The sequence below is a fragment of the Streptomyces sp. NPDC020422 genome, assembly GCF_044386705.1.
GTDB lineage: Bacteria > Actinomycetota > Actinomycetes > Streptomycetales > Streptomycetaceae > Streptomyces.
In genome coordinates, this window is sequence record NZ_JBIRVJ010000007.1 from 198,397 (window position 1) to 224,412 (window position 26,016).

The 26,016-nt window shown below is 74.5% G+C and carries 22 protein-coding genes; 13 read left to right on the forward strand and 9 right to left on the reverse strand.

The window, feature by feature from the left end; translation table 11 throughout:
* Window positions 1–32 precede the first annotated feature (32 nt).
* The 3 genes from ACH414_RS20475 to ACH414_RS20485 form a co-directional block, all read right to left on the reverse strand.
* Window positions 33–455 (reverse strand): RidA family protein, encoded by a 423-nt coding sequence (locus ACH414_RS20475; protein WP_382536941.1) that lies wholly within the window; start codon window positions 453–455, stop codon window positions 33–35.
* Window positions 456–531: 76 nt separating this feature from the next.
* On the reverse strand, window positions 532–2,136 hold the full coding sequence (locus ACH414_RS20480; RefSeq protein WP_398942778.1) for an alpha/beta hydrolase: 1,605 nt from the start codon (window positions 2,134–2,136) through the stop codon (window positions 532–534).
* A 94-nt stretch (window positions 2,137–2,230) separates the two neighbouring features.
* The gene (locus ACH414_RS20485) at window positions 2,231–3,298 is read right to left on the reverse strand and encodes an Rv2578c family radical SAM protein (protein ID WP_382536935.1); all 1,068 of its coding nucleotides are present in this window, start codon (window positions 3,296–3,298) and stop codon (window positions 2,231–2,233) included.
* Between the two features lie 147 nt (window positions 3,299–3,445).
* Between ACH414_RS20485 and ACH414_RS20490 the strand changes: the two genes are divergently transcribed.
* Window positions 3,446–3,892, forward strand: a complete 447-nt coding sequence (locus ACH414_RS20490) for an SRPBCC family protein (protein WP_382536932.1) — start codon at window positions 3,446–3,448, stop codon at window positions 3,890–3,892.
* 247 nt (window positions 3,893–4,139) lie between these two features.
* Window positions 4,140–6,596, forward strand: coding sequence for an MFS transporter (locus ACH414_RS20495; protein ID WP_382536931.1), 2,457 nt, complete (start codon window positions 4,140–4,142; stop codon window positions 6,594–6,596).
* Window positions 6,597–6,611: 15 nt separating this feature from the next.
* Here the strand turns inward: ACH414_RS20495 and ACH414_RS20500 are convergent, their stop codons facing one another.
* Window positions 6,612–7,643 carry a hypothetical protein gene (locus ACH414_RS20500; protein ID WP_382537392.1) on the reverse strand — a complete coding sequence of 344 codons (1,032 nt, stop codon included), beginning with the start codon at window positions 7,641–7,643 and terminating at the stop codon, window positions 6,612–6,614.
* Between the two features lie 282 nt (window positions 7,644–7,925).
* Between ACH414_RS20500 and ACH414_RS20505 the strand changes: the two genes are divergently transcribed.
* From ACH414_RS20505 to ACH414_RS20525, 5 genes are all read left to right on the forward strand, one after another.
* Window positions 7,926–8,759 (forward strand): M55 family metallopeptidase, encoded by an 834-nt coding sequence (locus ACH414_RS20505; RefSeq protein WP_398942780.1) that lies wholly within the window; start codon window positions 7,926–7,928, stop codon window positions 8,757–8,759.
* A complete protein-coding gene (locus tag ACH414_RS20510; RefSeq protein ID WP_382536925.1) occupies window positions 8,752–10,104 on the forward strand; it encodes a M20/M25/M40 family metallo-hydrolase in 1,353 nt (450 codons plus the stop codon). The genes ACH414_RS20505 and ACH414_RS20510 overlap by 8 nt, the downstream gene beginning before the upstream one ends.
* 62 nt (window positions 10,105–10,166) lie before the next feature.
* On the forward strand, window positions 10,167–12,152 hold the full coding sequence (locus tag ACH414_RS20515) for a prolyl oligopeptidase family serine peptidase (protein ID WP_398942782.1): 1,986 nt from the start codon (window positions 10,167–10,169) through the stop codon (window positions 12,150–12,152).
* A gap of 5 nt (window positions 12,153–12,157) precedes the next feature.
* The gene (locus ACH414_RS20520; RefSeq protein ID WP_398942996.1) at window positions 12,158–13,132 is read left to right on the forward strand and encodes an LD-carboxypeptidase; all 975 of its coding nucleotides are present in this window, start codon (window positions 12,158–12,160) and stop codon (window positions 13,130–13,132) included.
* A gap of 145 nt (window positions 13,133–13,277) precedes the next feature.
* Window positions 13,278–15,047 carry a CocE/NonD family hydrolase gene (locus tag ACH414_RS20525; RefSeq protein ID WP_382536919.1) on the forward strand — a complete coding sequence of 590 codons (1,770 nt, stop codon included), beginning with the start codon at window positions 13,278–13,280 and terminating at the stop codon, window positions 15,045–15,047.
* A 34-nt stretch (window positions 15,048–15,081) separates the two neighbouring features.
* Here ACH414_RS20525 and ACH414_RS20530 read toward each other — a convergent pair whose 3' ends face one another.
* Window positions 15,082–16,179, reverse strand: a complete 1,098-nt coding sequence (locus ACH414_RS20530) for an adenosine deaminase (RefSeq protein ID WP_398942784.1) — start codon at window positions 16,177–16,179, stop codon at window positions 15,082–15,084.
* Between the two features lie 56 nt (window positions 16,180–16,235).
* The gene (locus tag ACH414_RS20535) at window positions 16,236–16,985 is read right to left on the reverse strand and encodes a GntR family transcriptional regulator (protein WP_386567618.1); all 750 of its coding nucleotides are present in this window, start codon (window positions 16,983–16,985) and stop codon (window positions 16,236–16,238) included.
* Between the two features lie 185 nt (window positions 16,986–17,170).
* On the opposite strand from ACH414_RS20535, the gene ACH414_RS20540 reads away from it, so the two are divergent.
* The 3 genes from ACH414_RS20540 (at window position 17,171) to ACH414_RS20550 (ending at window position 18,943) form a co-directional block, all read left to right on the forward strand.
* On the forward strand, window positions 17,171–17,416 hold the full coding sequence (locus ACH414_RS20540) for a LapA family protein (protein ID WP_382536910.1): 246 nt from the start codon (window positions 17,171–17,173) through the stop codon (window positions 17,414–17,416).
* On the forward strand, window positions 17,413–17,751 hold the full coding sequence (locus ACH414_RS20545; protein WP_382536907.1) for a hypothetical protein: 339 nt from the start codon (window positions 17,413–17,415) through the stop codon (window positions 17,749–17,751). The genes ACH414_RS20540 and ACH414_RS20545 overlap by 4 nt, the downstream gene beginning before the upstream one ends.
* Window positions 17,752–18,328: 577 nt before the next feature.
* Window positions 18,329–18,943 (forward strand): GNAT family N-acetyltransferase, encoded by a 615-nt coding sequence (locus ACH414_RS20550; RefSeq protein ID WP_398942787.1) that lies wholly within the window; start codon window positions 18,329–18,331, stop codon window positions 18,941–18,943.
* On the opposite strand, the gene ACH414_RS20555 is transcribed toward ACH414_RS20550, so the two are convergent.
* Entirely contained in the window at window positions 18,931–19,263 is a 333-nt protein-coding gene (locus ACH414_RS20555; RefSeq protein ID WP_398942789.1) for a DUF6204 family protein, read from the reverse strand. The two genes, ACH414_RS20550 and ACH414_RS20555, sit on opposite strands and share 13 nt — an antisense overlap.
* A gap of 120 nt (window positions 19,264–19,383) precedes the next feature.
* Between ACH414_RS20555 and ACH414_RS20560 the strand changes: the two genes are divergently transcribed.
* Entirely contained in the window at window positions 19,384–21,348 is a 1,965-nt protein-coding gene (locus tag ACH414_RS20560; RefSeq protein WP_382536899.1) for a DUF5107 domain-containing protein, read from the forward strand.
* A 9-nt stretch (window positions 21,349–21,357) separates the two neighbouring features.
* On the opposite strand, the gene ACH414_RS20565 is transcribed toward ACH414_RS20560, so the two are convergent.
* Together ACH414_RS20565 and ACH414_RS20570 are read right to left on the reverse strand one after the other, a co-directional pair.
* A complete protein-coding gene (locus ACH414_RS20565) occupies window positions 21,358–22,191 on the reverse strand; it encodes a methyltransferase domain-containing protein (protein ID WP_382536896.1) in 834 nt (277 codons plus the stop codon).
* A 445-nt stretch (window positions 22,192–22,636) separates the two neighbouring features.
* Window positions 22,637–23,164, reverse strand: a complete 528-nt coding sequence (locus ACH414_RS20570; RefSeq protein WP_382536891.1) for a GNAT family N-acetyltransferase — start codon at window positions 23,162–23,164, stop codon at window positions 22,637–22,639.
* 295 nt (window positions 23,165–23,459) lie between these two features.
* On the opposite strand from ACH414_RS20570, the gene ACH414_RS20575 reads away from it, so the two are divergent.
* A complete protein-coding gene (locus ACH414_RS20575) occupies window positions 23,460–24,623 on the forward strand; it encodes a sulfite oxidase (protein ID WP_398942792.1) in 1,164 nt (387 codons plus the stop codon).
* Between the two features lie 132 nt (window positions 24,624–24,755).
* Entirely contained in the window at window positions 24,756–26,009 is a 1,254-nt protein-coding gene (locus ACH414_RS20580; protein WP_382536885.1) for an aminotransferase class I/II-fold pyridoxal phosphate-dependent enzyme, read from the forward strand.
* Window positions 26,010–26,016 lie beyond the last annotated feature (7 nt).

Here is a 26,016-nt window from a genome sequence, read left to right on the forward strand (position 1 = left end):
GTGCGGCCCGCCGCCCCCGGCGGGCCCGATGGTCACAGCGCGGTCCGGTCCCGCTCCTCCGGTATCAGCGCGAAGGCCTCGATCTCGACGAGGAGCTCGGGCCGGACCAGGGCGCTCACCTGCACCGCGGAGCTCGCGGGCAGCGGCGCCGCGCCGAAGGCGGCGTCCCGGGCGGCGCGGACGGCGGGCAGGTGGGCGACGTCGGTCACGAAGTACGTGAGCTTCACGACGTCCTCGAAACCGGCGCCGGCCGCGGCCAGGCAGCGGCGCAGGTTGTCGAAGACCCGGTGGGCCTGCGCCGCCGGGTCACCGGCGCCGACGACCTCGCCCGAGGCGTCGAGGGCGCACTGGCCGGACACGGCCACGAACCGGCCGGTGCCCCACACGACGTGGCTGTACTGCGGGCTCGGCGCGAGGCCCTCGGGTGCGGACACATGGGTCAGGTGCGTGGTCATGCGTCACATCCTGGACCACGCCACTGACAACGCGGCCGGGCGGCCCCGCGCGGCGCCGCCCCCCCCCGGGGCCGGCTCAGTGTTCGCGGCCGAGCAGTCCGTGCAGCGTCGTGCCGGCCGAGGGGACGCCCTCGCGGGTCGCTCCGGCCTTCGCGGGCTCGGGCTCCGGGAGCGCCTCGCAGGCGGCGTCCCACTCCGCGCCGGCCTCGGCGCGCGGGACCTTGCCGGTGGCCAGGTACGCGTCGAGGTGGGCGTCGAGGCACGCGTTGCCGGCCAGCGTCACCCCGTGGTTTCCGCCGCCCTCCTCGACGACGAGGCTGGAGCCGCTCATCATCCGGTGCAGGGCGACGCCGCCCTCGTAGGGGGTGGCCGCGTCCTCGGTGGCCTGGACGATCAGCACCGGCGGCAGCCGGTCGTTGGTGACGTCCGGCGGGGTCAGCGACGCGACCGGCCAGAAGGCGCACGGCGCGTTGTACCAGGCGTTGTTCCAGGTGGAGAACGGCGCCTTGGCGTGCGCGTCCCAGTTGTCCTTGCGCCACACGTTCCAGTCGCGCGGCCAGGCGGCGTCGCGGCACTGGACGCTCGTGTAGACCGAGTAGCCGTTGTCCGCCGCGGCGTCGGCGGCGCCGAACAGCTCGTACGCCCTCACCAGCGGGGCGGGGTCGGCGTCGTTGACGTACGCGGAGAACGCGGCCGCGAGTCGCGGCCAGTAGCCGTCGTAGTAGCCGCCCGGCAGGAAGGTGTCCTCCAGCTCGCCCGGGCCGACCTTGCCGCCGGCGGGCTGCTCGCGCAGCGCCTCGCGCATCCGGTACCAGGCGGCCTCGACCTCCTCCGGGTCGGTGCCGAGCCGGTAGGCGGTGTCGTTGCGGGCGACCCAGGCGGCGAAGTCCTTGTGCCGGGTGTCGAAGGCGTAGTCCTGCGCCAGGTTGTCCTCGTACCAGACGCCGCGCGGGTTGACGACGGAGTCCAGGACCATGCGCCGCACCCGCTGGGGGAACAGCTTGGCGTACACGGCCCCCAGGTAGGTGCCGTAGGAGTAGCCGAGGTAGTTGACCTTGGACGCGCGGAGCGCCGCGCGGATCGCGTCGAGGTCCCGCGCCGTGGAGACGGTGTCCATGTACGGCAGCACGTCGGCGTACTTGTCGCCGCAGGCCTTGGCGAAGGCCTGGGCCCGTTCCAGGCCCGCTCGTTCGCCCCCGGCGTCCCGGGGCACGGAGTCCGCGCGGACCGGGGCGAAGTGGCCGGGGCGGCAGTCGAGGGCGGGCTCGCTCTTGCCGACGCCCCGCGGGTCGAAGCCGATCACGTCGTACTGCGCCGCCACCTCGGGGGCGAGCGAGGCCGCCACGTACCCGGCCATCCCGCGGCCGCTGCCACCGGGGCCGCCCGGGTTGACGAGGAGCGGGCCCTGGTAGGCCTTCGCCGTGTGCGGGACCCGGGTCAGCGCGAGCGTGATCGACCGCCCCGTCGGGCGGTCGTGGTCCAGCGGCACCTTCAGGGTGGCGCACTGGAGCTTGGGATACGCCTTGGTGGCACAGTCGGACCAGAGCAGCGGGGCGGTGGGGCGGGCGGCCGGGGTGTCGCCTTCGGCGGTGGGCGCGGCGGTGGCGGAAGCGGGCAGGACGGTGACCGTCCCGGCGACCAGCGCCCCAGCGGCGATCAGCATTCCTGCGCGTGGGTTCATACGGCGTCCGTGCCCCGAACCCGGCGCGGAAGGACCGCTTCCGGCGAGAGTTGACCCGATCAGAGGACGCCGACGGGGCTTCCGGTACGGCGATTCAGAGCAGGGTGAGCTGTTCGGCCGCGGCGGGCGGGGCGTGGTGGTCGGGCACCGGTATGCGGCGCGGTCCCCGGCGGTGGGCGGGTCCGATGCCGAACTCGGCGGCCAGTTCGTGCACCTGACGGGTGATCCGGCGCTGGTACCAGGTCGGCGCGTAGGCCCCGGCGGCGTACATCCGCTCGTAACGCCCCACCAGTTCCGGGTGGTGGCGGCGCAGCCAGGTGAAGAACCACTCGCGGGCGCCCGGCCGCAGATGGAGCACGAGCGGGGTGACGGAGGCGGCGCCGGCCTCGGCGATGGCGCGGACCGTCGCGCGCAGCTGTTCGGGACGGTCGCCCAGGAAGGGCACGACCGGCGCCATCAGGACCCCGCAGTCGATGCCGTGCCCGGCGAAGGCCCGCACGACGTCCAGGCGGCGCTCGGGGGAGGGGGTGCCGGGCTCGATCGTGCGCCACAGCTCCCGGTCGGTGAAGCCGACGGAGACGGACACGCCCACGTCGGTCACCTCGGCGGCCTGCCGGATGAGCTCCTGGTCGCGCAGGATCAGCGTCCCCTTGGTGAGGATCGAGAACGGGTTGGCGTGGTCGCGGAGCGCCTCGATGATCCCCGGCATCAGCCGGTAGCGGCCCTCGGCCCGCTGGTAGCAGTCCACGTTGGTGCCCATCGCGATGTGCGCGCCCTGCCAGCTCCGGGAGGAGAGCCGGGTGCGCAGCAGCTCGGGGGCGTTGACCTTGACCACGATCTGGGAGTCGAAGCCGATGCCCGTGTCGAGGTCCAGATAGGCGTGGGTCTTGCGGGCGAAGCAGTACACGCACGCGTGCGTGCAGCCCCGGTACGGGTTGACCGTCCACTCGAACGGCATCCGGGAGGCGCCGGGCACCCGGTTGACGATCGACCGGGCCCTCACCTCGTGGAAGGTGATGCCGCGGAACTCGGGGGTGTCGAACGTGCGGGTGGTCACGGCGTCCCTGCCGAACAGGGCGATGTCGGCGGGCGCACCGGGTGCGCCCGCCGGGGCGGACGTGGCGGCGGTGGCCGGACTGTCGGCCAGACGGTCCCAACGCATGGCGCCTCCTCGGTGGCGGGGGTGGAACCAGAATAGAACACATGTTCCCTTGATCGTCGCAACCCGGATTTCGCGCCCCGGCGCGCAGGTGGTTGGCTTGGGTCCCACCCCCCGGGAATCCCCATGAACCAAGCTGGAGGAAGTCCAATGGCGCAGGTCGAGGCCACGACGGAGCGGATCATCGCCGCCGACGCGGAGACGGTGTTCGATGCCCTGGCCGACTACAGCGGCACGCGCGCGAAGCTGCTCCCCGAGCACTTCAGCGAGTACGAGGTGCGCGAGGGCGGCGACGGCGAGGGCACCCTCGTCCACTGGAAGCTCCAGGCCACCAGCAAGCGCGTCCGCGACTGCCTCCTGGAGGTCAGCGAGCCGACCGACGGGCAGCTCGTCGAGAAGGACCGCAACTCCTCCATGGTCACCACCTGGACCGTCACCCCGGCCGGCGAGGGCAGCTCCAAGGCCGTCGTCAGCACCGTCTGGAACGGCGCGGGCGGCATCGGCGGCTTCTTCGAGCGGACCTTCGCCCCCAAGGGCCTCGCCCGCATCTACGACGCCGTGCTCGACAAGCTGGCCGCCGAGGTCGAGAAGAAGTAACGCCCCGATCCCTCACCGATTCGAGTGGTTTCCCCGCGACCCCCACAAGAGCGCCCGGCGCATCCAGGGGTCGCGGGGAGTTCCGTAAACGCCCTGATGAGCGCCCCAAGTGCGCCGCACCGCAGGGGCGTTCGGAGGCCTTGGGTCCGCCCTCCCCCATCCCCCTTCCGTGCCGCCCGACTTGCTCCCGCTTCGCGCCCAATGCGAAGAATGGCGCGCGCAGACGCCGTGACGAGGGGAGCAGCACGTGGGTGCGATCACGCTGGCGAAGCATGCCCGGGGGGCCGAAGGCGCCCAGCCCGCCCAGGACGGTGGTGAAACGGTCCCGCTCCTCGCGGGGGAGCCGCCCACCGCCCAGGAGCCACCGCCCGGCCCTCAGCCGGGCCTCGACCCGCGCCGGGTCCGGCTCGTCTTCTGCGGGCTCATGCTCGCGCTGCTGCTCGCCGCCCTCGAGCAGATGATCGTCGCCACCGCCCTGCCGAAGATCGTCGGCGAACTCCAGGGCCTGGACCGGATGTCCTGGGCGATCACCGCGTACCTGCTCACCGCCACCATCGGACTGCCCGTCTACGGAAAGCTCGGCGACCTACTCGGCCGCAAGGGCGTCTTCCTCTTCGCCATCGTGGTCTTCGTGATCGGCTCGGGACTGGCCGGCTGGTCGCACACCATGGACCAGCTCATCGCCTTCCGCGCCCTCCAAGGCGTCGGCGCGGGCGGGCTGATGATCGGCGTCCAGGCGATCATCGCCGACATCGTCCCCGCGCGGGAACGCGGCCGCTACATGGGCCTCATCGGAGCCGCCTTCGGACTCGCCTCCGTCGCCGGCCCCCTGCTCGGCGGCTTCTTCACCGACCACGTCTCCTGGCGCTGGTGCTTCTACTTCAACGTGCCCTTCGGGCTCGTCACCCTCGCCGTCGTCGCCGCCGTCCTCAAGCTGCCCAAGCCCGCCACCCGGGCCCGCTTCGACGTCCTCGGCGCCCTGCTGCTCGCCGCCGCCTCCACCTGCCTCGTGCTGCTGACCAGTTGGGGCGGCACCCGCTACGCCTGGAACTCGCAGGTCGTCCTCGGCCTCGGCTGGGGCGCCGTCGCCGCCACCGCCCTCTTCCTCCTCGTCGAACGCTTCGCCCCCGAACCGCTCATCCCCCTGCGCCTGTTCCGCGACTCCGTCTTCACCGTCACCAGCCTCGTCGGCATGGTGGTCGGCATCGCGCTCTTCGGCGCCGCCAGCTATCTGCCGACCTTCCTGCAGATGGTCGAGGGCGCCACAGCGACCGAGTCCGGGCTGCTGATGCTGCCCCTGATGGGCGGCATCGTCGCCGCCTCCGTGGTCTCGGGGCAGCTCATCAGCCGCACCGGCCACTACAAGGTCTACCCGGTGGTCGGCGGCGCCGTCGCCACCCTCGGCATGTGGCTGCTCTCGCGGCTGGACACCGACACCCCCCGTCTCCAGTACAGCCTCTGGCAGGCCGTCCTCGGCCTCGGCATCGGCCTGGTCATGCCGGTCCTCGTGCTCGCCGTGCAGAACTCCGTGCGCCCCGGCGACCTCGGCACCGCCACCAGCGCCCACAACTACTTCCGGCAGATCGGCGGCAGCGTCGGCGCCGCGGTCTTCGGCACCCTCTTCGCCTCGCGCCTCGACGACGCCCTCGCCGAACGACTGCCCAGCGACGGCGCGGGCGCGCTGCCCGCCGCCGACTCGATCACCCCGCAGGCGGTCCACGCGCTGCCGCCGGCCCTGCGCGACGCCTTCGTCCAGGCGTACGCCGACGCGATGCCCCGGATCTTCCTCTACCTCGTGCCGGTCCTCGTGCTCGGCCTCGTCCTCGCCTTCTTCCTCAAGGAGAAACCGCTGGTGTCCCACCACACCCCCGCCACCGAGGCCCCCGCCACCGCCGTCCCGCACGCCCGGCCCGGCGTTCCCGCCGGCGCCCCCGCCCCGCTGCCCGCCGGGGTCCCCGTCTGCGGCACGGTCCAGCACCACGACGGCAGCTGCGTGCCGCGCGCGGCCCTCACGCTCATCGACGTCCAGGGCCGCCAGATCGGCCGCGGCGCCAGCGGCGACGACGGCCGGTACGCGCTGAGCGTGCCGGGCTCCGGCGCGTACGTCCTGATCGCGGCGGCCGGCGGGCACCAGCCCCAGGCCGTCTCCGTCACCGTCGGGGAGCGCCCGGTCGAGCTCGACGTCGTCCTGGGCGGCGCGGGCCGGCTCGCCGGCACCGTCGTCACCGCCGACGGCACCCCCGTACGGGACGCGGCCGTCACCCTCACCGACGTGCGCGGCGAGGTCGTCGCCTCCACCCGCAGCGGGCGCGAGGGCGGCTACGTCATCGGGGAGCTGGTCGCCGGCGAGTACACCCTGGCCGCCAGCGCCCCCGCCTTCCGGCCCGCAGCGCTGCCGGTGAGCGTGCAGGCCTCACGGGAGACCCGCCAGGACATCGAGCTGGCCGGCGGCGCGGTGCTGCGCGGCACCGTGCGGGCGGGCGGCGGAAGGCCCGTGGAGGACGCCCGGGTGACCCTGCTCGACGCGGCGGGCAACGTCGTCGACACCCTCACCACCGGCCCCGACGGGACCTTCCGCTTCGTGGACCTCTCCTCCGGCGAGTACACGGTCATCGCCGCCGGGTACCCGCCGGTGGCCACCGTCCTCCAGGTCGCCGGCGGCGGCCGCACCGAGCGCGACCTCCAGCTCGGCCACGAGGACTGAGCGCCCCGAAGGGCCTCAGGAGGCGGCGGTCGCCTTGCGCAGCGCGCTGATGCAGGCTCCGATCGCCTCCTGCAGGGCCTCCAGCCGCTGGAGCATGTCCTCCTCGACGACGTCCTCCTCCAGGACCTCGTCGAGGGTCAGCTCCTCGAAGACCTTCGTCGCCTTCTGCAGGCTGTTGTAGAACTTCGTCCGCCGCTCCTGGACCCGCAGCGCCGGGTCCGCCTCCACGGCCTGGGCGACCAGGGTCCTCACCGTGTCGTACGCCTCACCGGCCCACTCGCCCGCCTCCTCGGAGTCGTCGAGCTCGTCGATGAGCGACAGGTGCCGCTCGGCCTCCGCGCGCAGCTCGGCCGGCGCCTCGACGCTCTGGCCCGCGGGCGTCTTGATCCGGCCGCCCTCGGCGATCTGCCGGACGTACTCGATCCGGTCGGCCGCCTTCGCCTCCTGCGCCACGGCCTTCTTCAGGTCGCCGGTGCGGGCGATGGCCCGGGCCATCTCGGTCTGCAGCGCCGGGTCCTCCTTCATCCGGTCGAGCAGCGCGCCGCGCGCCGCCTCGGCCGTGCCCGGATCGGCGAGGATGGCCGCGCGCAGCGCGGTCGGGTTCTCGGCCACCTCCAGCGCCTTGGTCGCCTTGATCCCCTCGGCCTCGGCCGCCGCGGTGATCGCATGGCCGCGCACGGAGGTCGCGCTGGAGCGGGAGGAGTAGTACGACAGCCAGACGTCGGCCTCCGGCAGTTCGACGTCCTGGCCGGGGACCAGCGCCTCGAACTGCGGCACCAGACCGTCGTCGGCGGCCATGTCCCACGCCTTGTAGTAGCGCATCACGCGCTCGGGGGAGCAGCCCGCGAGCTCGGCGAAGGCCTTGGCCGACACCTTCTCGCTGCCCTCGGCGGCCTGACCGCCGGGGCGCACGCTCCGCGCCACCTTGAGCGCGAACGTCCAGCCGCCCGTCCTGGCGTAGACCCCGAAGTCGCGGGCGTCCCGCACGACGACCTCGGCGACGGCCTCCGCGGCGGGCTCGACCCAGTCGCCGGTGTCGAGGACGATCGGGGCGTCTGCCCCGGTCCCGACCGTGGCCTCGGCGGCGCTCTCCACCGCGCTCTCGACGTCGGTCTCGACGTCGGTCTCGACGGCGGCGGGGGTCTCGGACGGGGCGAGCGAGGTGGTCACCGAGGGGTCTCCTGGGGTACGCGGGACGACGAAAACTGCGCCCGTCAGCCTATACGTACGTGATGAAAGGATTCGCCCGAATCACCGCCACCGGTCCACGCCTCCGACACTTTTCCACAGGGGTGGTCGGGCCGCCGGTCGGCGCGTACGGTGCCAGGCATGAAGATCCTGATCAGCGCCGACATGGAAGGCGCCACAGGTGTGACCTGGCCCGCCGACGTGCTGCCCGGCACCCCGCAGTGGGAGCGGTGCCGGTCGATGTTCACCTCGGACGTGAACGCGGCGGTGCTCGGTTTCTTCGACGCCGGCGCCGACGAGGTGCTGATCAACGAGGCGCACTGGACCATGCGCAACCTCCTGCTCGAACAGCTCGACGAGCGGGCCGAGATGCTCACCGGCCGCCACAAGTCGCTCTCGATGGTCGAGGGCGTCCAGCACGGCGACGTCGACGGCATCGCCTTCGTCGGGTACCACACGGGAGCGGGCGCCGAAGGGGTCCTCGCGCACACCTACCTGGCCAACTCGATCACCGGCGTCTGGCTCAACGGCGTGCGCGCCAGCGAGGGCCTGCTCAACGCGCATGTGGTCGCCGAGTTCGGGGTCCCCGTCGTCCTCGTCACCGGCGACGACCTCACCTGCGAGGACGCCCTGGGCTATGCGCCGGAGGCGCACAAGGTCGCCGTCAAGGACTACGTCTCGCGGTACGCGGCGGTGTGCCGCACCCCCGCCAGGACGGCCGCCGACATCCGCGCGGCGGCGAAGGCGGCGGCCTCGCTCGCCGTGCGGCGCGAGCCGGTCGTCGGCGGCCCCTTCACCGTGGAGCTGGAGTTCGACGCCGAGCACCTGGCCGCCGCCGCGACGGTGGTCCCCGGCGCCGAGCGGAGTGGCGAGCGGCGGGCCGCCTACACCAGCGAGACGATGTACGAGGCGATTCGCACGTTCAAGGCGGTCACGACCATCGTCTCCGCCGCCGTGGAGGAGCAGTATGGCTGAGGAATCCCGCGGGACCGACGAGGTCCGCGGCCCGGACGCGACCGCGCTCGACGAGGTGGTGGCCTTCACCTCCGAGCTGATCAGGATCGACACCACCAACCGCGGCGGGGGCGACTGCCGCGAGCGCCCCGCCGCCGAGTACGTCGCGGAGCGGCTGGCCGGCGCCGGGCTCGAACCGGTCCTGCTGGAGCGGACCCCGGGCCGCGCCAACGTCGTGGCACGCATCCCGGGCACCGACCCCGGGGCCGAGGCCCTGCTGGTCCACGGGCATCTGGACGTCGTCCCGGCCGAGGCCGCCGACTGGAGCGTGCACCCCTTCTCCGGCGAGGTCCGCGACGGCGTCGTCTGGGGCCGCGGCGCCGTCGACATGAAGAACATGGACGCGATGGTCCTCGCCGTCGTCCGCTCCTGGGCCCGGGAGGGCTTCCGGCCCCGCCGGGACATCGTCCTCGCCTACACCGCCGACGAGGAGGCCAGCGCCGAGGACGGCTCCGACTTCCTCGTCGAACGACACCCCGGCCTCTTCGAGGGATGCACGGAGGGCATCAGCGAATCGGGCGCCTTCAGCTTCCACCCGGAGCCCGGGATGACGCTCTACCCGATCGCCGCCGGCGAGCGCGGCACCGCCTGGATCAAGCTCACCGCGAACGGCAAGGCCGGGCACGGCTCCAAGGTCAACACCGCCAACGCGGTCACCCGCCTGGCCACCGCCGTCGCCCGCATCGGCGAGCACACCTGGCCCGTCCGGCTCACCCCGACGGTGCGGGCCGCACTCAAGGAGCTGGCCGCGCTCTACGGCATCGAGGCCGACGTCGACTCCCCGCACTTCGACACCGACCTCCTCCTGGAGAAGCTCGGCCCCGCCGCCGCCCTCGTCGAGCCCACCGTCCGCAACAGCGCCAACCCGACGATGCTGGAGGCGGGATACAAGGTGAACGTGATCCCGGGCCAGGCCGTGGCGTACGTCGACGGGCGGATGCTGCCGGGCGCCGAGGAGGAGTTCATGGCGACCATGGACCGGCTCACCGGCCCGGACGTCGACTGGGAGTTCCACCACCGCGAGGTGCCGCTGCAGGCCCCGGTCGACTCGCCCACCTTCGCCAAGCTGCGCGCCGCGGTCGAGCACGTCGACCCGACCGGGCACGTCGTCCCCTTCTCCATGTCGGGCGGCACCGACGCCAAGCAGTTCTCCCGCCTCGGCATCACCGGCTACGGCTTCTCCCCGCTGAAGCTGCCGCCCGGGCTCGACTACGGGGCGCTCTTCCACGGCGTCGACGAACGCGTCCCCGTCGACGCGCTCCACTTCGGCGTCCGCGTACTCGACCGCTATCTGCGGTCGGCCTGACCGCTCGACCGCAGCACCGCACACACCCGACCGCTCACACGCTCCGCCCAGGGGGGATCGACATGGTTTCCACGGCCGCCTACGGCAGCTGGCCGTCACCCATCGACGCCGCACTCGCCGCCGCACGCGACGGGCGCCCCGATCACGTCGGCTTCGTCGGCGACGACATGTGGTGGACCGCCCCGCGGCCCACCGAGGGCGGCCGGCGCGCCCTGGTGCGCCGCCGCCCCGACGGCACCGAGGAATCCGTGCTGCCCGCCCCGTGGAACGTGCGCACCCGGGTCATCGAGTACGGCGGACAGCCCTGGGCCGGCGCGGTGCGGGCCGACGGCTCGCCGCTCCTCGTCTTCAGCCACTTCCCCGACCAACGGCTCTACGCCTACGAGCCGGACGCCGGGCCCGGCGCCGAGCCCCGGCCGCTCACCCCGGTCTCGGCCACCGGCGGCGGACTGCGCTGGGCCGACCCCGTCGTGCACGCCGGACGCGGCGAGGTCTGGTGCGTCCTGGAGGAGTTCACCGGCCCCGCACCCACCGACGTGCGCCGGGTCATCGCCGCCGTGCCCCTGGACGGCTCCGCCGCCGAGGACCGCGGCCGGGTGCGGGAACTCTCCGACGGGCGGCACCGCTTCGTCACCGCCCCGAGGCTGTCGCCCGACGGCCGGCAGGCCGCCTGGATCGCCTGGGACCATCCCCGGATGCCCTGGGACGGCACCGAGGTCCAGCTCGCCGAGGTCACCGCGGACGGCACCTTCCAGGGCGCCCGCACCGTCGCCGGCGGCCCCGAGGAGTCCGTGCCGCAGGTCGGCTGGACCGCCGACGGGCAGCTGCTCCACCTCAGCGACCGCACCGGCTGGTGGAACCTCTACCGCACCGGCGAGGACGGGCTGCCGGTCGGGCTCTGCCCCCGCCCCGAGGAGTTCGGCGGCCCGCTCTGGACGCTCGGCCAGCGCTGGTTCCAGCCGCTGGAGAACGGCCTGATCGCCGTCCTCCACGGCAAGGGCACCAGCGTCCTCGGAATACTCGACCCCGACAGCGGCGAGCTCGTCGACACCGCCGGCCCCTGGACCCAGTGGTCACCGACCCTCGCCGTCCACGGCACCCGGGTCGTCGGCGTCGCCGCCAGCCCCCGCAGCGGCCCCGAGGTCGTCGAGCTCGACACCTGCACCGGCCGGGCCCGGGTGGTCGGCTCCCCGCACGACGACCCGGTCGACCCGGCGTACTACCCCGAGCCCCAGATCCGCACCTTCACCGGACCCGACGACCGGGAGATCCACGCCCACGTCTACCCGCCGCACAACCCCGACCGGGCCGCCCCCGGCACGGAGCTCCCGCCCTACGTGGTGTGGGCGCACGGCGGCCCCACCGGACACGCCCCGCTCGTCCTCGACCTGGAAATCGCCTACTTCACCTCCCGCGGCATCGGCGTCGCCGAGGTCAACTACGGGGGCTCCACCGGCTACGGCAGGGAGTACCGCGAACGGCTGCGCGAGCAGTGGGGCGTGGTCGACGTCGAGGACTGCGCCGCCGTCGCCCGCGCCCTCGCCGAGGAGGGCACGGCCGACCCGGACCGCCTCGCCATCCGCGGCGGCAGCGCGGGCGGCTGGACCACCGCCGCCTCCCTCGTGCACAGCGACGTCTACGCCTGCGGCACCATCATCTATCCCATCCTCGACCTCACCGGCTGGGCCACCGACGAGACCCACGACTTCGAGTCCCAGTACCTGAACTCGCTGATCGGCCCCCTCGACGAGGTGCCCGCCCGCTACCGGGAACGCTCCCCGATCGAACACGTCGAGAAGATCACCGTGCCCTTCCTGCTGCTCCAGGGACTCGACGACGTCATCTGCCCGCCCGTCCAGGCCGAGCGCTTCCTCGCCAGGATGGCGGGCCGCGGCGTCCCGCACGCGTACCTCCCCTTCGAGGGAGAGGGGCACGGCTTCCGCAAGGCCGCCACGATGATCCGCGCCCTCGAAGCCGAACTCGCCCTCTACGCGCACACCTTCGGCATCGAGCGGACCGATGTGCCCCTCCTGGAGTTCCGGAAGTGACCACCGTGACGTCGACCGCGACCACGACCGCCCCCCTGACCGCGACCGCCCCGGTGCCGGCCCTGGTCCGGCCGCCACGGCTGCGGCCCGGCGACCGGGTGGCCGTGGTCGCGCCCAGCGGCCCCGTCCCCGAGGAGCGCCTCCTGGCCGGCCTCGACATCCTGCGCGGCTGGGAACTCGACCCGGTCGTCGCCCCGCACGTCCTCGACACCCACCCCGAGCTCGGCTACCTCGCCGGGCAGGACGCGGCGCGCGCCCGGGACCTGACCGAGGCCTGGTGCGACCCGGGCGTCTCCGCGGTGCTCTGCGCCCGCGGCGGATACGGCGCCCAGCGGATGGTCGACCTGGTCGACTGGGCGGCGATACGGGCCGCAGGCCCCAAGGTGCTGGTCGGGTACAGCGACGTCACCGCCCTCCACGAGGCCTTCGCCACCCGGGTCGGCCTCGCCACCCTGCACGGCCCGATGGTCGCGGCCGCCGCCTTCCTCCAGGACCCGGGCACCCGCGAGTCCCTGCGGGCCACCCTCTTCGAACCGGAGTCGGTGCGCACGATCGCCACGGCGACGGCCGGCGCCCTGGTGCCGGGCCGGGCCCGCGGGGTCACCCTCGGCGGCTGCGTCAGCCTGCTCGCCGCCGACCTCGGCACCCCGCACGCCCGGCCCTCCGCCGCCGGGGGGCTGCTGCTCCTGGAGGACGTGGGGGAGGACCCGTACCGGCTGGACCGGATCCTCACCCAACTGCTCCGCGCCGGCTGGCTGGACGGGGTCGCCGGGATCGGGCTCGGTTCCTGGGAGGAGTGCGGTCCCTACGAGGCGGTGCGCGCCGTGCTCGCCGACCGGCTCGGCGGGCTCGGTGTCCCGGTCGTCGAGCGGATGGGCTTCGGGCATGACGCGAGCGCGCCGACCGTGCCGTTCGGGATCCCCGGCGTGCTGGACGCCGAGGCCGGGACCCTGACCCTCGACGTGCCGGCCCTCGGGTGACGCAGGGCGGCGAGCCTTCACTGAATCTCCGTCAACAACGCGTGTCCGGCGCGTTGACGGCCCTATGACACGTGTCACACCATGGGCGCGACTCCGTGCCTACCCGTAGGCAGGCCCCTGTTGCGTCCTCGGTGTGGAGGTCCCCGTGTCCCGTGCGCTGCCCCGTTCCCGCGCCCTGCTCGCACTCGCCGCCGGGGCGGCGCTGGCCGCGCCCCTCGCGCTCGCCGCCCCGGCCCAGGGCGCCGAGACCGGCACGTACACCGTCACCCCGCTGCGCTTCACCGTGGAGGCCGGCGGCCGCCGTTGCACCGTGGACGCCGATCTCTACCGCCCGGACGGCGTGGACGCGGCGCACCCCGCCCCCGCCGTGCTCGCCACGAACGGCTTCGGCGGAAGCAAAACCGACGGCAGCACCGACGCCATCGGCAGGACGGTCGCGGCGCGCGGCTATGTCGGCCTCGTCTACTCGGGTCTCGGCTTCGGCCGGTCCGGTTGCCTGATCGCCCTCGACGACCCCGCCATCGACGGACAGGCCGCCGCGCGGCTCGTCGACTTCCTCGCCGGCACCCGCGCCGCCGACGACGGCACCCGCGCCGACTTCGTCACCCGGGACGGCGCGGACGACCCCCGGGTCGGCATGATCGGCGGCTCCTACGGCGGCGCCATCCAGCTCGCCACCGCCTCCGTGGACCCCCGGCTCGACGCGCTCGTCCCCCTCATCACCTGGAACGACCTCGCCTACTCCCTCGCCCCCAACGGCGCCGACCGCGCCACCCCGGGCGTCTTCAAATGGCAATGGGCCAACGGCTTCTACCTCATGGGCGAGGGCCAGCCGCTGCTCGTGCCCTCCCTCGACCCCAGCAGGATCAACTCGCTGGGCTGTCTGCACTTCGTCACCGACGCCTGCGACACGGTCCGTCTGCTCAACTCGGGCTCCTACCCGGCCGGCGACACCACGAAGATGCTCGACTTCGCCCGCAGCGTCTCCCCGGTCTCCTATCTGAGCCGGGTCAAGGCCCCCACCCTGATCGTCCAGGGGCAGTCCGACAGCCTGTTCAACCTCAACGAGGCCCAGGACACCTACGAGCGGCTCCAGCGCCAAGGCGTCGAGACCAAGATGATCTGGCAGTCCTGGGGGCACAGCGGAGGACGGAAGCCCGGCGAACTCGACCTCGGGCAGGGCGATCTGGAGAGCAGCTACGTCGGCCGGCGGATCCTCGCCTGGTTCGACCGGCACCTGCGCGGCGACACCACCGCCGACACCGGCCCCGAGTTCGCCTACTACCGCGACTGGCAGAGCGGCTACGGGACCGCGGCCGCCGTGCCCGCCCTCAGCCAGCGGCTCTATCTCTCCGGGGACGCCAAGCTCGTCGACAACCGCGCCAAGGTCGCCCGCGGCTCCCGCTCGTACACCAACTGGCCCCTGCCGACCAGCCACTCCGAGTCCTCGCTCGCGGGGACGATCGGACTGCCCGACCCCGCGCCGTACGACACGGCGGGCACCTACCTCGGCTGGCGCAGCGCCCCGCTCACCGGACCCGTCGACCTCGTCGGCTCACCGCGGGCGACCCTCGAGGTCGCCTCGCCGTCGACCGCGCGCGTCCAGGACTCCGGCGACGCGGCCGACAAGCTGGTCCTCTTCGCCAAGCTCTACGACGTCGCCCCCGACGGGACCCGCACCCTGGTCAACCGGCTCGTCGCCCCGGTGCGGGTCCCCGACGTCCGGCGCCCCTTCACCGTCGAGCTCCCCGGCATCGTGCACCGGTACGAGACCGGTCACCGCCTGGAGTTCGCGATCGCGGCGAGCGACACCGCGTACTTCGGCAACCGGGGCATCAAGCCCGTGACCGTCACCAGCGCCCCCGAGGACACGGGGACGCTGGAACTGCCCCTCGTCCAGGGGCGCGTGGGCTAGGCCGGCCCGAGGGACTCCCGCCGGCCCGCGGCGCCTAGCGCGCCGCGAGGGCCGCGTAGCCCGGGCGGACCAGCTCGTCGATCAGACGGCGGCGCTCGGGCAGCGGCAGGAACGCGGCCTCCAGGGCGGCGACCGTGAACTCCTCGAAGACCTCGGGGCCGTAACCGAAGGTGTCCGCCATGTGCTGGAACTCCTGGCTCATGGTGGTGCCGGACACCAGGCGGTTGTCCGTGTTCAGGGTGATCCGGAAGCCCAGGCGGCGCAGCGCGTCGATCGGGTGCGTGGCGTAGTCCTCGGCCGCGCCCGTCTGCAGGTTGGAGGTCGGGCACACCTCGAGCGCGATGCGGTTGTCGCGGACGTAGGAGGCGAGGCGGCCCAGCGTGCCGTCCTCGGCTATGTCGTCCGTGATCCGCACGCCGTGGCCGATCCGCTCGGTGCCGCAGACCTGCACGGCCTCGTGGATCGACTCCGCGCCGACGGCCTCGCCCGCGTGGATCGTGAAGTGGCAGTTCTCCCGCTTCAGGTGCTGGAAGGCGGGCAGGTGGCGGGCCGGCGGGTTGCCGATCTCCCCGCCGGCGATGTCGAAGCCGGCGACGCCCTTGTCGCGGTGGGCGACGGTGAGCCGCGCGATCTCCAGCGAACGGTCGGTGTGCCGCATGCCGGTGAGCAGGGCACGGACGGTGATCCGGTCGCCGGCGCGGCGCTCGCCCTCGCGGAAGCCCGCGTTCACGGCCTCGACCACCTCGTCGAGGGTGAGACCGCCCTCCAGGTGCTGCTCGGGCGCGTAGCGGACCTCCGCGTAGACGACCCCGTCCGCCGCCAGGTCCTCGGCGCACTCGGCCGCGATCCGCTGGAGCGCCTCGCGGGTCTGCATGACCGCGCACGTGTGGGCGAAGGTCTCCAGGTACCGCTCCAGCGAGCCGGAGTCGGCGGCGTCCCGGAACCACACCGCGAGCTCGGCCGGGTCCTCGGTGGGCAGGCCGGTGTATCCGCAGGCGCGGGCCAGCTCGACGATCGTGGCCGGGCGCAGGCCGCCGTCGAGGTGGTCGTGCAGGACGGCCTTCGGAGCCTCGCGGATCCAGTCGGCGATGGCGGGGGACGTGGGGGCGGCAGGGTTGTCAGACAAGTGCATGGCCGGGAAGTGTACGCCACCGCGGACGGGCGGTGATGTGACGGTGGCGACACCGCTCAGTTCGACTGGAGCACCGGCAGTGCGGGCGCTCCGGTCGGCAGCATGTGCTTCGCCGCCAGGACGGGCGTCTCCCCGACCCGTACGACCTGAGTGACCAGCACGGCGGGGGTGTCCGCCGAGCGGCCGAGCTGCTCGCCCCGGCGTCGGCCCAGCAGGGTCGCGGTCACGGCGCTGTGCCCGGCGAGCTGCACCCCGCGCGAGGCGCCGGCGAGCACCGCCAGCATCGAGGTGCGCTCGGGCGCGGCCGCCCCGCGCAGGGCCTCGGCGAAGGCCGGATGGACCCGGTCCAGGACCTCGTCCGCCGCCGCCCACTCGTGGCTCAGCGCCGCCGGACCCGCGTCGCCCGCGAGCACGGACTCCCAGAACCGCAGCTCCGCGCCGGCCGGGGCGAGCAGGTGCTGGGTGGTGAAGTCGGTGGGCTCCTCGACGCTCCGCAGCAGTCCCCGCACCCGCAGCGGCGCACCGCCGCCGAGCAGCTCCTCCAGGGACTGCACCTGCTCGAAGCCGCGCCGGGGCGGGTGCGCGTTGACCGTGCGGCCGACCCCGCGGCGCACGGTCAGCAGCCCGTCCTCCTGGAGCAGCAGGAGCGCCTCGCGCAGGGCGGGCCGGCTCACGCCGAGCTCGGTGGCCAGCTTCGGCTCCGAGGGGAGCGTCGAGCCCGGGGGATAGGTGCCCTCGTGGATGGCGTCCGCGATCCGCTCGTAGAGCGCGACGACCGGTCGCCGTTGCTGTCCGCCGGCTGCCACGGAGCCTCCTCGTCCTCGCCGGTGCTCGCCCGAGTGCGCGCCCCTGCGGGCGCGAGCACCTCTGCCTACGCCTACCGTAGCCCTCCGGTGTTGTCTGACAAGTCACTCGGACGGGTGTGTTCACCGCCGTCCGGGCGTGCGAATCGGCCCATCCTTGGGGGACGGACGACGAGGAAGGGGCGGCGATGAGTCCCAAGGAGACAACGAGCACGGGCAGACCGGCCCGGACCGGAGGATTGGTCACCCCGGGCCGGATCGCGATCGCCGTGGTCGTGGTCCTGCTGCTCGTCTTCATCTTCGAGAACACCCGGCAGGTGCGGATCCGGCTGCTGATCCCCGAGGTCTCCATGCCGCTCTACCTGGCCCTGCTGGGGACGACGCTCATCGGTGGCGCCTGCGGATATCTCGCGGCGGCCCGGAGGCGCAGGTGAGGCGCGCGGCCGTCGTCGGGGCGGGCGCCGTCCTGGCCCTCGCGGCCCTGGCCGCCGGTTCGGTGGAGGCGGCGGCCGACAGCGGAGCCCAGCCGATGCCCGACTTCCTGGGCAAGGGCCTGTGGCGGGTGTTCACGTCCCTGAGCCCGCGCACCCGGCTCGACGTCCACGACGTGGGAGGCGACGACCGCCGGGTGCTGTGGCCGCCGAACTGGCGCGTCTGCACCCAGCACCCCGCCCCGGGCGCCGAGCGGGGGCCGGGCGGGCGGGTGGTGGTGGGGGTGGTGAAGAAGGGCGAGGTCTGCCCGGCCCGGGTGACGGCGGCCCGGCGCTGAGACGGGGTGGCCACGGAGCGGCGCGGAGGCCGGGGGTCACGGTGCGGCGCGGAGCCGGGGGGCCACGGTGCGGGGCGGAGGCTGGCCGGGCACGGTGCGGCGCGGAGGCCGGGTGGCCACGGTGCCATGGAGGTCGGGTGGCCGCGCCGCCGCGCGGAGGCCGGGTTGCCACGGAGCGGTGCGGGGGTCTGTGACGCGGAGGCTGGGTGGTGCGGTTCGGCGCGGAGGCCGGCTGGCGACGGTGCGAGGGTCTGTGTCGCGGAGGCCGGGGGCCGCGGCCCGGCGCTGAGACGCTGAGACGGGGTGGCCACGGAGCCGCGCGGAAGCCGGACGGCCGCGGCGTGACGCGGAGGCCGAGTGGTGCCGTCGGCCCTGTGGCCCTGTGGCCCTGTGGCCCTGCGGCCCTGCGGCCCGGCGGCCCTGCGGCCCGGCGGCCCGGCGGCCCGTCGGTCCTGCGGCCCTGCGGCCCTGCGGCTGGAGCCGGGCGGCTGGGCCCGGGGGCCGTGGTTCGGGCGTCGAGGTCCTGCCTCGCGGCGGATCCGTTGTGGGGCGGTTACCGCCGTCGTAGCCTGAGGCCATGTCCGACGATCTTGGTCAGTACCTCGCCGTGGGAGACCGTGTCGGCCTGCGGCCCTTCACCCCGGGCGACGCGGAGGAGTTCACCGCCGCCGCGCGGGAGAGCCGCGCCCTGCACGCGCCCTGGCTGTTCCCGCCGGCGACGCCCGAGGCGTACCACTCCTACGCCCGGCTGCTGATCGACGACCCGGCGCGGGCCGGATTCCTCGTGTGCGAGCAGCGCGACGGGCGGATCGCCGGGTTCGTCAACATCAACAACATCGTCCACGGAGCCTTCCGCTCCGGTGCCCTCGGATACGGCGCCTTCGCGCACGCCGCCGGGCGGGGCCTGCTCGGTGAGGGCCTCGTGCTCGTGCTCGCGCACGCCTTCGGGCCGCTCGGCCTGCACCGCCTGGAGGCGAACATCCAGCCGGGCAACACCGCCTCCCGGGCGCTGGTCATGCGGGCCGGCTTCCGCCTCGAAGGGTTCTCGCCGGCGATGCTGTTCATCGACGGCGACTGGCGGGACCACGAGCGCTGGGCGATCACGGCCCCGCCCACGGCCCCGGCCCCGTCCCCGGCTGCGGCCCCGGCCGTGACTCCGACGGCGACCCCCGCGCGCGGTCAGCGCTTGTAGTTGATCTTCATCGTGTCCATGTCGGTGACCTTGGAGCGCAGGTCGCGGGAGCCGTGTCCGAGCTCCTTCAGGGCGCGCTCCACCCGGTCCTCGGCGATCGCCGCCGCCATCTCCTCGCCGTCCGCCGCGTCCGAGACGACGACCAGGCGGTACGAGAAGGGCTTCAGCGTCCGATCGTAGGCGAGCGAGCCCTCCTCGGTGAACTGCATCGCCGACATCCCGTGCTCCTCGACCTCGGCGAGCAGCCGCGCGCGGCCCTCCTCGGTCAGCCCGTCGAACGTCCCGCGCACGATCACCCGGTAGGTGTGCTGCGTGCCCATGCCCCGCCTCCTCGGTAAAACAACCACCCTACGGCGGCGGGTGTACACCGCAACGGATTTTCCGGGCCCCCGCGAGGTGTGTTGTCCACCCTCTGGCCAGCAGTGGTTCCGACGTGTTCCATGGGCGTCATGACGACCGTACGACGTGCCGTACTCACCCTGCCCGGGGCGCCGTTGGGCCCGGACAACCCCCTGCCCGCCCTCGGTCTCCTCGACGGGACCGCCGCCCCCGCGGTCGACGAGCGCGACCGCGCCGGGCTGCCGCGCGACATGGCCCGGCAGCTCGGCCACGCCCCCCTGCGCACCGTCCTGCCGACGCGGGTGCGGGACGGCTACGGGCGGGCGAGGGCACCCCTGGCCCTCGACACGATCGTGATCGAGAACGAGCGGCTGCGGGTCACCGTGCTGCCCGGTCTCGGCGGGCGCGTCCACTCGCTGTTCCACAAACCGACCGGCCGCGAACTGCTTTACCGCAACCCGGTGTTCCAGCCGGCGGCGTTCGCGCTGAACGGCGCCTGGTTCTCCGGCGGCATCGAGTGGAACATCGGCGCCCGCGGGCACACCACCCTGTCGTGCGCCCCGCTGCACGCCGCCGTCGTCCCCGCGCCCGACGGCGGCGAGCTGCTCCGCCTGTGGGAGTGGGAGCCGCTGCGCGACCTGCCCTTCCAGGTCGACCTGTGGCTGCCGGCCGACGCCGAGCACCTGCGGGTCGGGATACGCATCCGCAACCCGCACGAGCGGCCCGTCCCCACCTACTGGTGGTCCAACACGGCCGTGCCCGAGGACCGGCGGGTCCTCGCCCCCGCCGAGCAGGCCTGGCACTTCGGCTACGAGCGCTCGCTGCGCCGGGTCCCGGTGCCCGGCGGCCCGGACGGCGCCGACCGTACGTACCCCCGGCGCGCCACCCACGCCGCCGACTACTTCTACGAGGTCCCGGACGGGCGGCGGCGGTGGATCGCCGCGCTCGGCGAGGACGGCACGGGCCTCGTGCAGACCTCCACGGACGCGCTGCGCGGCCGCAAGCTCTTCCTGTGGGGTTCGGGGCGCGGCGGGCGCCGGTGGCAGGAGTGGCTGACGGAGCCCGGCACGCCCGGCTACGCCGAGATCCAGGCCGGGCTCGCCCGGACCCAGTTGGAGCACGTCACGCTGGAGGCGCGGACGCAGCTCTCCTGGATGGAGGTGTACGGTCCGCTCTCCGCCGAGGCGGAGACCGTGCACGGCACGGACTGGGCCGCGGCCACGGGAGCGGTCGAGGACGCGCTGGCGCGGGCGCTGCCCCGGGAGCGGGTCGAGGCCGACCACGAGCGGTGGCGGGAGCGGGCCGCCGACACCGAGCCGGGTGCGGTGCTCGCCACCGGTTCGGGCTGGGGGGCGCTGGAAGTGCTGCGCGGGGGTTACGAGTTGCCCGGGACGCCGTTCCCGGCGGAGCACCTCGGCGAGGAGCAGCGGCCGTGGGTGCACCTGCTGCGCACGGGCGCCCTGCCGGCCGCGGAGGCCGCCGCGGACGGGGAGCTCGGGCGCACGCCGGTGTCGGACGCCTGGCGGGACATGCTGGAGACCGCGCCGGCCGATCCCGCCACCGAGTACCACCTGGGCATCGCCCAGTGGGCCGCCGGCGATCTCGCCCAGGCGGTACGGAGCTGGGAGCGCGGCCTGAAGAACGCGTCCGTGCGCTGGCCGTTGTTGTACTGCCTGGCCGCCGCCGACCGGGAGGGCGGCCACCCGGAGCGGGCGGCCGAGCGGTACGAGGAGGCCTTCGACGCCCAGTACGGGGGCGACCCGCTGGTCACGGCGGCCCTCGGGCGCGAGGCGGTGACCGCGCTGTTGTCGGCGGGCCGCACCGGGCGGGCCAGGGCCGTCCTCGACCGGCTCCCGGAGGAGGTCCGCGCCCGTGGGGCCTTCCGGTTCCTGGAGGCGCGGCTGCTGCTCGACGAAGGACGCAGGGGTGAGGCCCGAGCCGTGTTCGACGCGGGCTTCGAGGTGGCGGACCTGCGGGAGGGGGCGGAGGTGCTGGGCGAGGTGTGGGCACGGATCACGGACGAACCACTGCCGGACGCCTACGAGTTCAGGATGCGCCCGCACTGACCCCGACGGTCAGGCGCGGCACAGGATCTCGCCGTGCGGCACCATGAACCAGGCGTCCTCCTGGGCGCCCCAGGCGCGCCACGCCTCGGCGATCCCGGCCAGCTCCTCGGGCGTCGCGTGGCCGCCATCGACGGCCAGCCGGGCGTAGTCGGACTGCGTGGTGCGGTCGGCCCACAGGCCGCTCCACCAGGCCCGCTCGTCGGGCTGGGCGAAACACCAGGTGGCGGCGGTGGCGGTGACCTCGGTGAACCCGGCCTCGCGGGCCCAGGAGAACAGCCTGCGGCCGGCGTCGGGCTCACCGCCGTTGGCCCGGGCCACCTGCCGGTACAGGTCCGACCAGCGGTCCAGGCCCGGGTGGGCGGGGAACCAGGTGAACGCCCCGTAGTCGCTGTCCCGCGCGGCGACCACTCCGCCCGGGCGGCACACCCGCCGCATCTCCCGCAGCGCCTGGACCGGGTCGCCGACGTGCTGCAGCACCTGGTGGGCGTGGACGATGTCGAAGGAGTCGTCGGGGAAGTCCAGCGCGTGGACGTCGGCGACGGCGAACTCCACGTTGTCCACGCCCCGTTCGGCCGCCGCGGCCCGCGCCTTCTCCAGCACGTCCTGCGCCGCGTCCACCGCGGTGACCCGGCCCGGCGCGACCCGCGCGGCCAGATCGGCGGTGATCGTGCCGGGCCCGCACCCCACGTCCAGGACCTCCAGACCGGCCCGCAGCTCCGGGACCAGATAGGCGGCGGAGTTCTCCACGGTGCGCCAACTGTGCGAGCGCAGCACGGACTCGTGGTGCCCATGGGTGTAGACGGCGGTCTCGTGCGGCGTGGCCTGCTCGGCGTCATGCGTCATGGCCCGGACTCCTTCGTGTGAGCTGGTGCGGCAACCGTACGCCGATCATTCGCATGATGAGACCCCGTTCTCGCCATATGGACAGGGTGGGAGAAGTCGGCCCGCCAGTAGAGGAGTTCGGTGAGCTTCCGGCCACCCGTCTCCTCCCGCGCGCTCGTCCCGTCCGGCCGCCACCCGGCCGCCTCGGTCCCGCCACACCCCCGTCCGCGCCCCGACGTCGAGGGAGTCGAGGTACGCGTCGGGCACCAGGCCCCGGTACGCGGCCTGTCAGGAACGGAGGACCGCCTCCCGGGACCCGGCCGCCACCATCGAACCGACCGTCGCGCCGAGCAACTCCCGCCCCACACCGGAAGCACGCGAGGGCCACCACGGCGTCCTCCTCGGCCACCAGCACCGTCGGCGCGTCGGGCACCGCAAGCCCCTACCCCTACCCCTACCCCTGGCCCTAGCCCTGGTCCGGCACGGCCCGCCACTCCCAGCGGCGCTCCCCGTCCTCGAACGCCTCCGTCGGGGCCAGTCCCGCCGCCGCGGCCACCGCCGCCGAGGCGTGGTGGTCCGGGTGCACATGGGCCAGGATCACCGGCGTGCCGAGCGAGCGCAGCCAGGCCGCCAGCGCGGCGGCCGCCTCCTTGGACAGCCCCCGGCCCTGCCAGGCCGTGCCGGTCACCCAGGCGATCTCGGCGCCGGCACGGGTGACGGTGGCCTGCACCGTGCCCACCGCGGCGCCCGTGTCCCGCAGCCGCAGGACCCAGTTGCACCAGGCCGTCCCCGGATCCGCGGGACCTGCCAGCATCCGCGCGTACCGGGCCCGCAGCTCCGGTTCGCCGAGCGGAGCGCCGCCGATGAAGGCGTGCAGCGCCGGGTCGGCGAGGGCCGTCGCCATCTCGGGAGCGTGGTCGAGCCGCAGCGGCTCCAGGTCCAGACGGGCGGTGCGCAGCGGGACGGCGGCGGCGAGGGCGGGGCGATCGGTCATCCGGCAAGTCTCGCCCAGGCGCACCCCGGTCCGCCCCGGCCCCTCCTTCTCGCCCGTCCCTCCGTCCCCGGTCCGCCCGTGCCCCCCTCCCTTCTCATCCGCCCTCCCTGTCCCTCCCTCCCCGTCCCTCCCCGTCCCTCCCTCCCCGTCCCCCCGATCCCCTCTCCCTCCTGCCCCTCCTCGCCAGGGCCCGGCAGATGTTCATATGACAGCTCCGTGAACGGCCCGTCCCCGCCCCCGCTCAACCCCTAGGGTGTGCCCGACCCCGCCCCCGACGCGCCGAGGAGAACCATCCGTGCCCGCCCGCCGCACCCTCCTGAAGGCGCTCGCCGGCGCCCCCTTCCTCCCCCTCCTCGGAGCCCCGGCCGCCGCGGCGGCCCCCGGCATCGTCAAGGCGCTGCCGCCCGAGTACTTCACCCTCCGCGGGACCAACGCCGAGGCGCGCTACGAGACGTTCGCCGGCACCGGTCCGCTCACGGCGATCGACCGCTTCTTCGTCCGCAACCACACCTCCACGCCCGTGCTCGACGCGGCCACCTGGAGCCTGACGGTCTGGGGCGACGGACTGCACGGCCGCAGCCCCGTCCGCTTCACCTACGGGGAGCTGCGCGACCTGCCCGCCGTCACCCGGACGGCCCTGGTGGAGTGCGCCGGAAACGGCCGCAGCCTCTACACCACCCAGCAGGGCGAGACCGTCACCGGCACCCCCTGGACGCTCGGCGCGATCGGCGCCGCCCGCTGGCGCGGCGCCCGCCTCTCCGACGTGCTGCGGCGCGCCGGGATCGCCTCCGACGCCGTCGACGTCCAGCCCCGCGGCCTCGACGACCCGTACGTCACCGGCGGGGTCGACCTCGGCCGGGTCCGCCGCCCGCTGCCCGTCGCCAAGGCCCTGGACGACGTCATCCTCGCGTACGAGATGAACGGCGCGCCCCTCCCGTACGACCACGGGCACCCGGTGCGGCTCATCGTCCCCTCCTGGGTCGGCATCGCCTCCATCAAGTGGCTCGGCGACATCCAGGTGTCCCGCACCCCGCTCGCCTCGCCCTGGTCCACCGACTACTACCGGCTCTTCGGCGCCGCCCACCCGCCCGGTGGCAGCGCCCCGATCACCCGGCAGACCCTCAAGAGCGCCTACGAACTGCCCTTCGGAGCCACCCTGGAGGCCGGCAGGACGCACCGGCTGACCGGCCGCGCCTGGTCCGCCTTCGCGCCCGTGCGCCGCGTGGACGTCTCCACCGACGGCGGCGCCCACTGGCGTCCCGCCCGGCTGCTCGACGCGCCCCGGCGGGACGGCTGGGTGCGCTGGACCACGCCCTGGCACCCGGGCTCCACCGGGCCCGCCACCCTGCTGTCCCGGGTCACCGACGCGGCGGGCAACGTCCAGCCCGAGCGGGCCGTCCACAACACCCAGGGCTATCTCTTCGACGCGATCGTCCGGCACCCCGTCACCCTCGCCTGAGCCGTTCCGCCCGCCTCCCGCCTCCCCTGAGCGGCGAACCGTCCCGAACCTCCGTATAAAGGGCACTGGGGCGCCGTCGGGTGCCGTTCGCGCGCCCCGGCAGGAGTCCAGGAGGGCCGGGAGGTTCGGATCATGCGGCAGACAGCTCCGGAGGGCCGCGGACCGGTGCGCTACGGACCGCCCGCGCCGGAGCCCGGCCTCCCCGTGCTGCCCGGACTCGCCGCCCTCCTCGCCGCGGCGGCCGACCGCGCCGCGCCCGAACCGCCCGGCGGCGGACCGGTCCTGCGCGGGGCCGCCGCCGGCTACTGGTGGCGCCGCGGCCTGCGCACCCACGCCGAGGACGTCGTCGCCGCCCCCGGCGCCCCGCCCCTCCTGCTCGCCCTCATCGCCGCCCACGGCGGCGACCTGCTGCTGCCCCGGCCCTGCCCGGCCTGGTGGACCCCGCAGGCCCGGCTGCTCGGCCGGCCCGCCTACCACGTGCCCACCCCCGCCGAGTGCGGCGGCGTGCCCGACCCGTACGCCCTCCTGGAGACCGTCCGGCGGGTCCGCGCCGAGGGCGGCAGCCCCCGCCTGCTGCTGCTGTCCGTCGCCGACGACCCCACCGCCACCGTCGCCCCGCCCGAACTCGTCCGCGAGGCCTGCGAGGCGGCCGTCGCCGAGGGGCTGCACATCATCAGCGACGAGACCTGGCGCGACACCGTGCACCACCCGCAGGAGACGGTCCTGCTCAGCCCGGCCGAGATGTGCCCCGAGGACGTGACCGTCGTGAGCGACCTGGCCGGCGCCCTCACCCCGGCCGGCTGGCCCTGCGCCGTCGCCCGCTTCCCGCCCACCGACCCCACCCGCGCGGACCGCTACGCCGACCGCAGGGCGCGCACCCTCGACATCCTCACCGCGCTCGGTGCCCTCGTGGCGGGCCCGGTCGCCCCGGCCGCCGCCCACGCCCTCGACGAGCCCGAGGACGTCACCGTACGGATGCGCAGGACGGCCACCCTGCACGGGCGGGTCGCCGCGGCCGCCCACCGCGCCGTCCTCGCCGCCGGCGCCCTCGCCCGGCCCCCGCAGGCGGGCCGCCACCTCTACGCCGACCTCGGCCCGTTGCGCGCGGGGCTCGCCGCCCGCGGGGTCACGGACTCCCTGGAGCTGGAGAACCACCTCACCGAGCGGCTCGGCACCCCCGTCCCCGGCGGGCACCGCTTCGGCGACGAACTCGGCGCGCTGCGCGTCCGGTTCGACACCGCGGCCTTCCTGGGCACCACCGAGGAGGAGCGGAACGAGGCGCTCGGCTCCGCGCGGCCCGAGGAATCACCGCACGTGGCCCGCGCGTTGAGTGCCTTCGGGGCCGCGCTCGACGAACTGGACACGTACGGCAGCAACGCCGGTTGACGGAAAG